The sequence below is a fragment of the Venatorbacter sp. C2-1 genome, assembly GCF_022832715.1.
GTDB lineage: Bacteria > Pseudomonadota > Gammaproteobacteria > Pseudomonadales > Oceanobacteraceae > Venatoribacter > Venatoribacter alkanivorans.
This window is the reverse complement of the sequence record NZ_CP094879.1, coordinates 1550883-1563950: the sequence shown is the minus strand read 5'-3', so window position 1 is coordinate 1563950 and position 13068 is coordinate 1550883. Positions and strand designations below refer to the sequence as shown.

Annotated in this window: 10 protein-coding genes and 1 pseudogene; 7 read left to right on the top strand and 4 right to left on the bottom strand. The window is 50.1% G+C overall.

Annotation, left to right across the window (positions count from 1 at the left end; translation table 11 throughout):
• Nucleotides 1-148 precede the first annotated feature (148 nt).
• A pseudogene (locus MT343_RS07000) lies at nt 149-2359 on the top strand (efflux RND transporter permease subunit); the annotation flags it as partial.
• Between the two features lie 45 nt (nt 2360-2404).
• Here the strand turns inward: MT343_RS07000 and MT343_RS06995 are convergent.
• The gene (locus tag MT343_RS06995) at nt 2405-3094 is read right to left on the bottom strand and encodes a MarC family protein (protein WP_145469422.1); all 690 of its coding nucleotides are present in this window, start codon (nt 3092-3094) and stop codon (nt 2405-2407) included.
• Between the two features lie 235 nt (nt 3095-3329).
• Between MT343_RS06995 and MT343_RS06990 the strand changes: the two genes are divergently transcribed.
• The gene (locus tag MT343_RS06990) at nt 3330-5642 is read left to right on the top strand and encodes a cytochrome c (protein WP_145469421.1); all 2313 of its coding nucleotides are present in this window, start codon (nt 3330-3332) and stop codon (nt 5640-5642) included.
• A 649-nt stretch (nt 5643-6291) separates the two neighbouring features.
• On the opposite strand, the gene MT343_RS06985 is transcribed toward MT343_RS06990, so the two are convergent.
• Nucleotides 6292-6687, bottom strand: coding sequence for a hypothetical protein (locus MT343_RS06985; RefSeq protein WP_145469420.1), 396 nt, complete (start codon nt 6685-6687; stop codon nt 6292-6294).
• 147 nt (nt 6688-6834) lie between these two features.
• Here MT343_RS06985 and MT343_RS06980 point away from each other — a divergent pair, with 147 nt between their 5' ends.
• From MT343_RS06980 to MT343_RS06960, 5 genes are all read left to right on the top strand, one after another.
• Nucleotides 6835-8214, top strand: coding sequence for a PIN-like domain-containing protein (locus tag MT343_RS06980; RefSeq protein ID WP_145469419.1), 1380 nt, complete (start codon nt 6835-6837; stop codon nt 8212-8214).
• Between the two features lie 73 nt (nt 8215-8287).
• Entirely contained in the window at nt 8288-8728 is a 441-nt protein-coding gene (locus MT343_RS06975) for an Hsp70 family protein (protein WP_145469418.1), read from the top strand.
• Nucleotides 8729-8828: 100 nt separating this feature from the next.
• Nucleotides 8829-9668, top strand: a complete 840-nt coding sequence (locus MT343_RS06970) for a competence protein CoiA (RefSeq protein WP_145469417.1) — start codon at nt 8829-8831, stop codon at nt 9666-9668.
• Nucleotides 9669-10140: 472 nt separating this feature from the next.
• Nucleotides 10141-10485 carry a hypothetical protein gene (locus MT343_RS06965; protein WP_145469416.1) on the top strand — a complete coding sequence of 115 codons (345 nt, stop codon included), beginning with the start codon at nt 10141-10143 and terminating at the stop codon, nt 10483-10485.
• Between the two features lie 144 nt (nt 10486-10629).
• Nucleotides 10630-11523 carry an ADP-ribosylglycohydrolase family protein gene (locus MT343_RS06960; protein ID WP_145469415.1) on the top strand — a complete coding sequence of 298 codons (894 nt, stop codon included), beginning with the start codon at nt 10630-10632 and terminating at the stop codon, nt 11521-11523.
• Nucleotides 11524-11636: 113 nt separating this feature from the next.
• On the opposite strand, the gene phnX is transcribed toward MT343_RS06960, so the two are convergent.
• Together phnX and MT343_RS06950 are read right to left on the bottom strand one after the other, a co-directional pair.
• Complete coding sequence (phnX, locus tag MT343_RS06955) at nt 11637-12464, bottom strand: phosphonoacetaldehyde hydrolase (RefSeq protein WP_145469414.1); 828 nt, start codon at nt 12462-12464, stop codon at nt 11637-11639.
• Nucleotides 12457-13050: an HD domain-containing protein gene (locus tag MT343_RS06950; RefSeq protein ID WP_145469413.1), complete on the bottom strand. Its 594-nt coding sequence runs from the start codon at nt 13048-13050 to the stop codon at nt 12457-12459. Before MT343_RS06950 ends, phnX begins: the two co-directional genes overlap by 8 nt.
• Between the last annotated feature and the right edge of the window lie 18 nt (nt 13051-13068).

Sequence of the window (13068 nt, the reverse complement as noted above, 5' to 3'; positions counted from 1 at the left end):
TCTGCCCCAGTATAGCGGCGAGAGCCTGAGGCGCCCATCGCTATACGCCTGAAGAGGTACCCGAATGGCGGAATTCCCCCTTGTGGGCAGGCCTGACCGGCCTACAATCGGCCGACAATAATAATTTCTGCCTGCAGGCATTTTCATCATGATCCAAAGCTACCTACAGTGGGTTATCAGCCACCCGCGCCGCGTTGTGTTTTTTACCCTGTTAATCGTTGCCCTGCTTGCCAGCGGCGTACTGAAGCTGAGCTTTACCAGCGATTTCCGCACCTATTTCGGCCCGGAAAATCCGCAGTTAAAGGCCTTCGAAGCCATGGAGCGCACTTATTCGAATCAGGATAATATTTATTTTCTGGTGCAGAACCCCAACGGCAGCCTGTTTACCCCACAGGGGCTGACCCTGATAGAACAACTGACTGAACGCGGCTGGCAGCTGCCCTATTCGCAGCGGGTCGACTCGCTGCAGAATTATCAGCACACTCAGGTTGATGGCGATGACCTGCTGATCAACGATTTTTACCGCACAGAAGAATTAACGGAAGATTTATCCGGCCTCCAGCAACTGGCTGTTTCATTACCCGAGCTGCTGCATAAATTAATCTCCGCCGATGGCGGCACCTCCGGCGTTAATGTGCGCTTTTTATTACCGGAAGGAAAAAGCGCCGAAAAATCCCCGGAGGTGGTATACGCCGCCCGCGCCCTCGCCGATGAATTCCGCGCCCGCTACCCGGATTTCAGGATTATGCTCAGCGGTTCGCTGGTTTCCAATGTCACCATGGGCGAAGCCATTCATCAGGATATTCAGTCATTATTGCTGGTGTCTTATCTGGTAATGATCAGCATTATGTTGCTGACCCTGCGTACGCTGTCGGGCACCCTGCTGATTCTCGGCATTATCAGTTTCTCGGTGGTGTCCACCATGGGCCTGTTCGGCTGGCTGGGTTATACCCTGACACCGCCCACCGGTTTTGTACCCACCGCCATCATGACCATTGCCGTCGCCGATACCGTGCATATTCTGGTGTCGTATTATTTTGCCCTGCGCCACGGCCAGCCACGGCAGCAGGCACTGCTTAACAGCATGAGGCTGAATTTCTCCCCGGTTTTAATCACCAGCATTACCACCATGGTCGGCGTACTCTGCCTGAATACCAGCGACTCTCCACCTTACCGTGACATGGGTAATATGATTGCCGCCGGAGTATTTTTTGCCTGGGCCTTTACCCTCACCTTTCTGCCCGCCGTGCTGGCGTTACTGCCGGTTCCGGAAAAATTACGCGCCGAAAATAACCACCAGTGGATTGACCGTCTGGCCGATCTGATTGTGCGTCATCATAAAGGTCTGCTGCTCAGCATGCTGCTGATTGTCGCCGCCTGTGCCAGCCAGATCAGCCGCAACGAAATTACCGAACGCTGGCACGAATTTTTTGACGAAAGTTTTGAAGTGCGTCAGACCAACGACATGATCGACCGGGAACTGGGTGGCCTGCATCTTCTGTTTATGATTGCCGACAGCCAGCAGGCGGAAGGCATTAATAATGTTGACTATCTGCAGCAACTGGAAGCCTTCAGTCAGTGGCTGCGCGCTCAGCCCGAGGTCGTACACGTCAGCAGCCTGACCGACATCATTAAACGCCTGAATCAGAATTTAAACGGCGGCGATCCGACCTTTTACCGCGTGCCCGATTCTGCCGAAGCTGCGGCTCAGTATTTATTGCTGTACGAACTGTCGTTACCGCTGGGGCTGGGTCTGGACGATACGGTCAATAATGACCGCTCATCCTCACGTCTGCAGGTGCGTTTATACCGCTCCGATTCGGTCAATATTATCCGCGTCGAACAGGCCGCCATTGCCTGGGCGCAGCAACATGCACCGCTGTTGCATCTGAGCGAAGCCACCGGCCTGGATGTGGTGTTCGCCAACCTTACCTTCCGCAATATTCATGGCATGTTGCAGGGCACCGGTATTGCGCTGGTATTAATTTCGCTGCTGCTGATTGCCGCCCTGCGGTCGTGGAAAATGGGCTTAATCAGCATGATTCCGAATATTTTGCCGGCGGCGATGGCCTACGGTTTATGGGGCATGATCAGCGGCCTGGTCGATACCGCCACCTCGGTGGTGGTCTGCCTCAGTCTGGGGATTGTGGTGGATGACACCGTGCATTTTCTCAGTAAATACCAGCACGCGCGCAAGGTGCTGACGATGCAGGCGGCCGATGCTATACGCTATGCATTTCACACCGTCGGCGTGGCGCTGCTGATTACTTCAGCCATTCTGGTCGGCGGTTTTGCCGTGCTGGAATTTTCGCACTTTAATCCGAGCACCAACATGGGCAACCTGCTGGCGCTGTCGATTGCCGTGGCACTGCTGATTGATTTTCTGCTGCTGCCGCCGCTGTTATTACTGCTCGACCGTGGTGATGCCGGGCGCAACAGAAGCGGCCGCGGCGGCGTCAGCACTATGGCTGAGCAAACCACTCCCGGCGATACCATCAAACACGAACTGGACCGCCAGAGCGCATAATAAAACGCCCATCACGCGGGTAATGACCTGCATGCCGGTTACGCCCAGCAGCTGAGTTAACCGGCTGGCCGCCAGCAGGCACAACAGCGAGATCAGCATAACGGTTAACAACGCGGCCAGTACCGATAACTGCGCCGTCAGGTCATCGCTGGCCTGCGCCATCAGCAGCATCACCGCGCCCATGGTGCCGGGCCCGGCAATTAACGGCAGCGCCAGCGGAAACACCGCCACATCACCGCGCCGGCGGGCTTCGGCTTCTTCCAGCGGCGTGGTGCTGATGGCGCCGGAGTTACGCGCAAACACCATATCCAGACCAATCAGCAGCAGCATAATGCCACCGGCGGTGCGCAGTGCTGCCAGCGAAATACCCAGCGTATGCAGCACCAGATCGCCGACCAGCGCAAACAGCAGCAGTACGCCACTGGCAATCAGCACACCGCGCCAGGCCATGCGCCGTTTCTCCTGCTGGCTGGCATGCAGAGTGATGGCCGCATAAATCGCCGCCACATCCACCGGGCCGACGGTGGCAAACAAGGTTGCCAGTGCCAGCAAAAAACTGTCGTCCATCCCTCTCTCTCCGCTTGGTTTAATCGTCAGCTCTGTGGCCGCTATTGGGCGGATAAAATACGCCACCCTGAGTTTTTAGCACAAACGTACTAGCGTAGTTCAGGCCAACCCGCCGAAGCCTCCATCATAGGCTTGTCGCCCCATACAGCAAGGCATAGCGTGATACAGCCGCTGGCCGCTTCTGCCGGCCGGCGGCGCATTCTTACCAACAATAATAATCAGGGGCCTAGCCACCATGACAATCAAATACCCAACCCGCGGAGGGCTGGCATTGCTGGCCGTACCGCTGCTGCTCAGCGGCTGCATTACCGAACTGCCCGGTGAATTTCCCGACCAGGAAACGCTCTGTACCTTTGACGCCAGCCGCGAAGCACAGCGTGCGGCCTCGGTGGCCAGCTTTCCGCAACCGGAGATTCAGCAATTACTGGTGAATGGCGAACTGCGCTGGAGTGCCGGTTCTGCCAATACTGCCCAACTGAATGCCGGTGACGAAGTTACCTTAAAAGGCAGCGGCTTTGGTGGCGGTACCGACATCGACTTCTCAAAAATCATGCTCGGCAATACCCGTATTCTGGAAACCGACCTGCGCATGTTCACTCAGTACCTGGCCATTAACGATCAGGTGAATTTTGAAAGCGACGAGCAGTTCGACAGCTGGGATAAAAACATTCTCAGCTGGAACGACAGCGAAATCCGCTTCCGCGTACCCGACCATGCCAGCAGCGGGCCGTTAATTGTGCAGGTACAAAAGCGCACCGGGTTTAATGAATCATTAAAACATCCGGGCCAGGCGCATAACGTGATTGATGCACAAACCTCACGCATTATTTCCGACACCTTTGAGCACGACTGCGATGTGGTCTCGACCCTGAGCGATGCAAAATCCACCACGCCGATAGCTGTCAGCGTGAATAACCCCGGCTTTGAGCAACTGGTGGAAAAAGGCCGCCAGGCTTTCTGGTCTTACGATTACAACATCGGTGTAGCGCACAGCGTGCGCAAACTCGACTGGAATGCGATTTTTAATTACAAAGCCAACGACCCGATTGCCGGCGGTAAAGCCGACCCGGCGAAACTCTTTGGTGCGGTAAAAACCGTACGCGGCGAAGTACCGGACGAAGCCATCGACGATGTGTATTTTAATTCCTACCCGATGGCGACACCGATTCCCGGCTTTTTAACCACACAACCGGCGAAATTCAAAGGCAATACCCGCGACAGCGGCTGGGTGGGTTACCGTTACGCCGAAGCCAACGAGCCTTATAAAGGCAATGGCGAATGGATTGGTTTTAACTGTGCCTCCTGCCACGGCTATAAAGTCAGTTATGAAAAAGCACCGGGCCAGGCCATCAGTAAAGTGATTCCGGGTTTACCTAACCCGAACTGGTCGATGAAATGGACCGTGCTGCAAACCCTCACCAACACCTTCGACGGTATTTATACCAGCGAAGAAGGCCCGAGCTGGAACAGCGGTAAAAAAGACATCGCCAAAGATATGCTGCTTTACCATATGCCCGCCGGTGCCGGTGAACACAATATGGTGCGCGTGGTTGGCGAAGGCAGCCATACCGACAACGACTACCAGTTCTCGCCCATTGCCATTCCGAACGTGACCAATTACATGGCCATCCGCCGTTCGTTATCGCACACCGAATCCTATGTGGGTTTTGAAGGTTCTTATATTCACTCCGAAGAACCGGACGGCGCACAGGGTGCCATGAGCAAAGAATGGCTCGAAGCCCTGACCGCCTATATGACCACCCTCGATCAGGACGACGATGATCTGCGCAATGTCGGCTTATACCGCTGGCTGAAATACAGCAATAAACTCAGCGCGCAAACCGGCAATGCTCAGTTAAGCGAAGGGGAATTTGTACAGAGTGGCTGGCAACAATACGCCGATGTCAGCGCCGCTGTTAACCGTGGTAAGGCCACTTATGAGCGCGACTGCAGCAGCTGCCACAGCGACGGCGTAGGTGCCAATACCAACGAGAAAATGGTACGGCTGGATGAAGTCGGCCGCTTCTTTACCCCGACCATTTATCAGAAAGAAACCGAATCGGTACGTGCGACTTTCCTGCGCGATCTGTACTGGACTCAGCACCGTGGTTTATTGTCGGATGGCCATGTGCGCAACCTCGAAGATCTGGTCAGCCCGCAACGCTGCACACCGGGCAGCAACCTGTATAACAACTACTACACCCTGCACGCACCGGTACGCCCGGATGCCGGTGGCCCGGATCATGTTACGCCATTCCCCGACCTGAACCGCAAAGGCGATGTGTTCCGTGTACCTAAATCGAAATATTTAACCAAGCTGGATAAAGGCTACAAACGTAACCTCTTTATCGAGCGGCATAAATATTTTGTCAGCGTACCCTGGGATAAAGACCACTATTACTGGGATTACCAGAAAATGCGCGCCGAATACGGCCCGGATGAAATGGGCACCGCCGAACCGATTGGCATGCCAGCGGCTCCGCATCCGTGGTGTGCGCAGAACAGCGCTGAAGTAGATGATTTAGTGCAGTATTTACTAACGCTGTGATTGTTTCGCGCAGGTGCGCGGGAGAACATCAGCAGAGCTGTCTGAACTGAGAGCACTGAAATGTAATAAAACCGGAGTTTCTGTTGGGAGTGCAGCAGAGGCTCCGGTTTTTTTATGGCTGCGATTGGCAGCCGGGCAGCGCGGTTTTGGGCTGAATGTTTGTGGGGAGTGTTTTTTTGGAATGGCTGCAGGAGCGGCTTTGTGGGAGCGGCTTTCAGCCGCGATACTGTTTCTGTAGCCGCTGCGCGGGCTGGCCTCTGTAGTCTTTGCAATGCCTTTGCGGGTGCTCCGCCCCCTGCGCCCCCATGCAAGGAGAAGTATCTCCTTCCGATCCTCTCTTGCGGCTGTCCGGTGCTGTTCAGTCAACTGCGTGGCCAATCCGGCCCGCACAGCAATTCGCCCGGAGCCTTTTACCGTTTGATAATTGAAATGAATGGGCTCCGGGCCGTACTGTGCTTTCCACCGGATTGTCTGCCTGGTTGACTGGCACCGCACAAATGCCGCGTTTATTCAGACTCAACGCGGCTTTTCAGAGCAAACAGAGTACTTTTGAAAAGGGGTTTCCATAAACTCAGACGCAATGCCGCCTATCAGATCAGGCGCAGCATTGTAGGAACGGGCCATGCCCGCGATGCTGCCGACAAACCTACTAGCGGTCAAACGGATACAAGGAGCGGATCTTATCCGCGACATGGCCAGCCATACGCTCACGCCGAAATGTAGGGTGGGCACTGCCCACCAAAGCTATTGTCGTCATTTGCCACTTGTAACCAAATCTATCAACAGATTGAACCTCTTCCCAAACTTCAGTACTCTCAAACCACAGCAGGGAGGCAGCTATACACTTAACGGACAGATATCCAATCCGATTCCCCTCCCCGTCTGAAACCCCGATATCAAACATGCGCCACTCCTGCCCTGCGTTTATAAGGATGGGCGGCAGCGTGTCTGGAATAAAAAGAGCAGATAGACGCTGGTTACTATCAGAAAGTGATAGTTGCAAAGTCAAAGAACTATTCAGGGAAAAACGCGCATGCGCGTTCATATCCTGACAAGAAAAAAATAACAATGATTTTTACAGCCCGGACAGTGCTTTAGGCTGGGAATCTGAATAAGGGCTTAGGTGTGTAAACGAGCACGCCTAGGAATAAACTGTTACATGCCCACCCAGCCGTAGAGTACTAAAGGAATTATGAAGACAATTTTCAACGGATATTACAAGCTGACAACAGATGAGTTCTCCACTCTCTGGAAGAATGCAATTTTCGTATTTGATACCAATGTATTACTTAATTTATATAGGTATCAAACATCTACCCGAGACTCTCTTTTTTCGGTTGTTGAGCGGTTGGCAGATCGTGTATGGATTCCGTATCACGTTGGCTTAGAGTTTCAGCGCAATCGACTGCAAGTGATAGCTGATCAACACAAGCGCTATTCAGAGGTCCGAAATATTGTAACTAAGTCAATATCTGGAATGCAGAGTGAGCTAGAAGGTCTCCAACTAAAAAAGCGACATAGTCATATTGACCCAGACAAGCTAATTATCGGAATCAATAGTATTAAGGATGGTTTTCTTTCCGAATTGGATTCGCTTGAAGAAAAAAGCATTAGTGTCAACTCTACTGACACAATAAGGGATCGAATTGATAAGCTTTTTGAAGGTAAAGTTGGAGATTCTCCAGACGACCAAAAAGAAATTGACGATCTATTTAAGGAAGCCGAAGAACGCTACAAGTGCTCAATTCCTCCTGGTTTTAAGGATTCTAATAAAGATGATAAAAATCCTGATGAATTTACATACGGAGGAATAACTTACAAACGAAAATACGGTGATATTTTAGTATGGAAGCAGATTATTAAAGAAGCCAAAAATAGGACCATTAAAGATATAATCTTCATCACAGATGACAATAAATCTGATTGGTGGTGGCAAATAGATAGTAATGGTAAAAAAAACATTGGTGTAAGGCCTGAATTGACAGATGAGTTAAAAAGGGAGACCGGTGTTGAAAGGTTTTATGTGTATAACACCGAAGGTTTCCTAAGTTACGCCAATGAGCAACTAGATGCACAGGTAACAGAAGAAGCTATTGAGGAGGTACGAGAAGTTTCTGTTGCTAGGCGGAGTAGAGCAATGGAGATGAAAAGTATTCAGCGGCTGGCTATGTCTGCTGAAAAAGCAGTCTTTGAATGGCTATCTAGTAGCTTCTCAAACTTGGAAGAAAACCGGAGAGGTTTTCCTGACTTCGTTGGCTATCAAGATAATCTAAAGTTTGGATTTGAGGTTAAAGTAATTCGTGAACCTCGAATGCTGATGCACAGAATCAGAGATATGATTCACCAAGCCTATTTTATGCTAAACGAAAATGGGTTTTATGAGGTTGCACTAATTTTTGTTGTATTGAACGAAGATGATCTTGATGAGGTTTTACGTTTCGCAAAACTTCGTATGCCAGAAATGGGCTGCAATTTAAGAGTGATTGTTGGAAAGGCAGAGTTTGATGAAGAAGCAAATATCGCTTATGGATTTATACCGTATGATGAAATTCGCTCTAGTCACAGCATGTAACAGCGCATGTTGTCGGACTGTTTTTCCGCAGCGCTCAAAAACAGCCGAAAATGCGGGCGTTATACGGTAAATAATGCTTAAGAATATTTTTTCAAGAAAGAAAACTCCGAGTAATAATCGGTTAATTGTTGATTCTAATGCTCCAATTTCTGCAGATGGGGTTTTGACTCAGGCTTTCGGAATTCGGATTTACGATGGCTCAATTGCACCTTTTGCAAAGCAAGGTGAAAGCTACCCGGCACAAGGGTCTTATTCATTCAGTACAGATGAAAATATGCAGGATCAGATTACATTGGAGTTTCATCGAAGCTCAGAAACTATAGCTACGAATGAGAGTTTGATAGGTCAATTGAGAATCCGGGGCTATAAGCTTGAAGAAGCAAGACAGCCCTTGATAAGGGTTCATTACGAGCTATCCAACAATCAAATAGTAGTCTGGGCTACAAATGAAAAGAACAACGGTGAACTATCAGTGTCTATCGTTAAAAATGGCGATGGGGCGAATGTTCATTAAACGTATAACAAGCAAAGGCAGCATCACCCTTCGGGCTGGACGCGCTAACGCGCGCCGCTGCTTTGAACGTTAGGGCACACAAGGATTCGAACATTAATTTATGCAATTGGCATTGGTCAATGAAAAAAAGTTAGAGGCATTTCCAAAAGGTAGAGGGTTTTGTCCTATTTGTGGCGCAGAAGCTATAGCCAAGTGCGGCCCGAGAGTTATGCATCACTGGGCACACCTTAGAAAAAGGGATTGCGATCCCTGGTGGGAGAATGAGACTCCTTGGCATCGAGAGTGGAAGAATAGATTTCCATTGGAATGCAGGGAAGTATCTCATGTTGCTGAAGATGGAGAAATTCACAGGGCAGATATAAAGACTCCAACAGGGATCGTTATTGAAGTTCAGCATTCCTCAATGACTGATGCTGAAAGAATATCCAGAGAAGAGTTTTATAAAAATCTTGTTTGGGTAATTGATGGCTCCGCTTTTAAAGACAACTTTGATATTTATCACATGCTGCCCGATCCGCGATCTGAGTTGGCTCAAGATTTAGTGTGGAGTAAGGCCAAAAGGCATATGCATGGAGCCAACACTGGAATCTTTTTCCGGCTCTCTGAGGCAGTTGAAGAATACCCGGAGGTTACGAAAGCAACTCTCAGGGGAGGTTGGATACATGGAATATATGATATTGAGGAAGAAATAACAGAATCATATAACGGCTACCATCAATATGATTGGGTACGACCAAGAAAAACATGGTTAGATGCAAATTGCCCAGTTTATATAGATTTTGGAGATGAATACCTTGTCAAACTAGAAATATATGATGAGTCTGGCCTTAAATGTATACGTTTAGTGTCAAAGTTAAAGTTTGTACATGATGCGATGACAGAATCAGATGCGCAAAATATTGCTACTAGATTTTATCCGATTAACAAAGATCAGCCCTAACAAAGTGCTGCTACGGAAAATTGATCTACCCCCGCTTTAACGGACACCATACTCAAAGCATCCGTTAAAGCAGTCCCACTCTTTCTGAACTCCAAAAGCCCTGATCTGAACTCAGTTCAGGGCTTCTCTCCCCACACCAGACGCGTATTAATATCGGCAATTACGCCCGGCAAATCCGCAACCAAATCAATCACATAATGTGTTCCGGCATCGTTAAAGCGCTGGGTTGCTTTGCTGTGGTGCTGTGCCTGTTCGCTGGCGGAAAGCGCTTGCCACTCCGGAAGTCCAGGCCGACGTCATTATCGAAGAACGACACGAACCTTCACATACCGTAGGTACACTTATTCAAGCTCTGACGATATTATGACCAGCATCAAACGCAAGGGCTTGCATGAATACGGTGTTAGCTTAGCTATCGCCTAAAAATCTGGAACAGAACTATGACGAACTATAGATTCAGGAGCCAACTTCTATGAAGACAATTATCCTGACAATAATATTCCTTTCACCGCTTACTCAGGCTGGTGAAATATGTAAAGACTACCAACCATCCGAAGAAGATTCCTTTCATTGGTCAGAGTCCAGTTTCACGGCCGATAGGGCTAAAGAAAGCATGGAGACTCTTCAGTATGCGATAGACAACGATGGGGCAGCAAACAGCTGTGGCTTGTACAATGCCCTGCAGCTAGTAGAGGGCTATATTCTTAAACAGCAAGCACAAGCAGCATTATCTGCCAAAGACACACCCGATATGATTGTTAAAATGAATGTCGGTGGCTTTTGTGAGTTCCTGAAAAATTCACATCCTTGTGAATAATAATGAAGCCCTGCATACTCATTCAGGCATCTGAATTTATGATAGATAGTATGAAGAAATATATGCCCTCACATTATTGACCTATTAATTTAATCAAGCTGACATATAAGCTCTCAACTTTGAGCACTACTCTGTGGAGAATGCATGGAGAACAGAAAAATAGGTTCATTAGTAGGCCTGGCCATTGGTGACGCCGTAGGAACAACAGTCGAGTTTGAGACCCGCGGCAACTTTGAACCTGTCACCGATATGATGGGTGGTGGGCCGTTCAGGCTTAATGCCGGCGAGTGGACAGATGATACATCCATGGCTTTATGCCTGGCTCACAGTCTTGTATTCAGAAACGGTTTCGATGCCGTTGATCAGATGAACCGATACTGCAATTGGTATCAATATGGTTACATGAGTTCAACGGGAGAATGCTTCGATATCGGCTTCACGGTATCAACTGCCCTACGAAGCTATCTTGAAAACGGCAATCCATTTTCAGGAGCTGTGGATGAATACTCTTCCGGCAATGGCTCTTTAATGAGACTTGCACCAATTCCAATGTTCTTTTCAGATCTGGAAGAGTGCATAAAATTTGCTGGTGAAAGTTCTCGCACGACACATGGATCAGCAGAGTGCATCGATAGCTGCAAGTTATTCGCAAGCCTTCTTTACCATGCTTATGCAAGCACTGAAAAAACTGAGATTTTTACCCGGAATACGTATAAACCGGCCACAGATAAAGTTTCCGGCATATCCGAAGCGCGATTCCTCGATAACTCATATTCACAGTTAACCGGCAGCGGCTATGTTATTGAGAGCCTGGAGTCCGCACTCTGGTGTTTTATGAATAGTAATAGTTTTGAAGAATGTGTACTTATGGCTGCTAACATCGGGAATGATGCGGATACAACGGCTGCCATTGCCGGGCAAATCGCGGGAGCCTTTTACGGTCTTGAAAATATCCCCTCGCATTGGGTAGATAAATTAGCAATGAAAGATGAAATACTTGAAATTGCCTCTAAGCTCGCGAATGCCGGAAAAAATTAGACATCATGCTTCGTGAATCATGATCGCTACTGCTTTAACGGACACCATACCCAAAGCATCCGTTAAATCACCCCACTCTTTCTGAACTCTGAAAACCCTGATCTGAACTCAGCTCAGGGCTTTTCTCCCCGCACCAGACGCGCATTAATATCGGCAACAACTCCCGGCAAATCCGCAACCGAGTCAATCACGTAATGTGCTCCGGCATCGTTAAAACGCTGGGTTGCTTTGTTGCGGCGCTGTGCCTGTTCGCTGGCGGAAAGCGCCTGCCAGTCGACCAGATCCAGGCCAACTTCGTTGCCGCTGATGCTGACACCGACGGTCCACATACCGGCACGCAGGCCTTCTTCAATACCGGGTAAGGTGTCGTCCACTTTAATGCAGGCGTGTACGTGGTTAACGCTCAGTTGCAGCGCTAACGCCAGCGCCATATCGGCGTATGGGCGGCCACGCAATACATCGGTGGCGAAGACACAGGCATCCGGTTCGTACCCCTGATCTTTGGCGGCGGCCAGTGCAGGTTCCATCATGCCGGGGCCGTAGCCGGTATTACCGCCGATTTTTAACCCCTGCGCACGCAGCTGGTCGTAAGCGGCTTTCCAGCCCGGAATTAATTGCGCACGCTCGCCAACGATGCGCGTCTGAATCGGCGCAAAGGCATGGTACAGGCGGTCGATTTCGGCGCTGTCGGCTTCCTGCCCTTTCACTTCCAACCAGCGCGCATGAATACGCGGATTGGCCAGCATACGGGTAATGTGTTCGCGCTTTTCGGTGCCCATGGGTTCACGCGCTTCGGCCTGGGTTACTTCAATACCTTCGGCGGCGAATAATTCCATAAAGGCGTAAACCGGTGCCAGCGAGCCAAAATCAATGGTGGTGCCCGCCCAGTCGAGAATAACGGCTTCTGTTGGCCCGGCAAAAAAACGTTGCGATTTAAACATGGGTATTGCGCTCCTGCACCACACGGGTGTGCTGAATTAATAGTTCGTAATAGTGGTCAATGCCCGGCACCTGTAACGCCGGTTGTTTTCCCTGCTCGTCGTATTTACGCAGCCGTAAAGCGTCGACAAACCAGGGCGAAGATTCAAAGGCGCGGCAGGTGCTTTCATCCATCCAGCCGCCCTGCAGTTCCAGGCTCTGCTGCGATGCCGCCGACAGCGACTCGCGGTAAACGGCATCGGTGGAATATAAATAGCGCTTGGCCGCGACATGCAGACGAATGGGTTTGGTCACGTCATCGGCAAAATACTCATTTAAAAAAGCCGCACCGACTTTTTCGTGGTAACCGTTATCGCCACCGGCTTCCGGATGCAGCCCCTGTTCCTGCCAGGTAATTAAATGGCCAACATCATGCAGCAGCGCGGCAATAACCAGATGCGCTGGCGCATTATCCTGTTCGGCAAACCAGGCACATTGCAGAGCATGACGGGTCTGGGAAATATCTTCCCCCAATGGCATATGGCCGTAATCAGCAAAGGGTTGCCAGACCTGATCCACGGCTTTGCGCGCCAGCGTGCGTAAGCGCATGATGATTCCTCCGTTGTC

Coding starts and splice junctions, on each gene's coding strand:
- MT343_RS06995 (WP_145469422.1), bottom strand. CDS start 3,094: ATGGACGACAGTTTTTTGCTGGCACTGGCAACCTTGTTTGCCACCGTC.
- MT343_RS06990 (WP_145469421.1), top strand. CDS start 3,330: ATGACAATCAAATACCCAACCCGCGGAGGGCTGGCATTGCTGGCCGTA.
- MT343_RS06985 (WP_145469420.1), bottom strand. CDS start 6,687: ATGAACGCGCATGCGCGTTTTTCCCTGAATAGTTCTTTGACTTTGCAA.
- MT343_RS06980 (WP_145469419.1), top strand. CDS start 6,835: ATGAAGACAATTTTCAACGGATATTACAAGCTGACAACAGATGAGTTC.
- MT343_RS06975 (WP_145469418.1), top strand. CDS start 8,288: ATGCTTAAGAATATTTTTTCAAGAAAGAAAACTCCGAGTAATAATCGG.
- MT343_RS06970 (WP_145469417.1), top strand. CDS start 8,829: ATGCAATTGGCATTGGTCAATGAAAAAAAGTTAGAGGCATTTCCAAAA.
- MT343_RS06965 (WP_145469416.1), top strand. CDS start 10,141: ATGAAGACAATTATCCTGACAATAATATTCCTTTCACCGCTTACTCAG.
- MT343_RS06960 (WP_145469415.1), top strand. CDS start 10,630: ATGGAGAACAGAAAAATAGGTTCATTAGTAGGCCTGGCCATTGGTGAC.
- phnX (WP_145469414.1), bottom strand. CDS start 12,464: ATGTTTAAATCGCAACGTTTTTTTGCCGGGCCAACAGAAGCCGTTATT.
- MT343_RS06950 (WP_145469413.1), bottom strand. CDS start 13,050: ATGCGCTTACGCACGCTGGCGCGCAAAGCCGTGGATCAGGTCTGGCAA.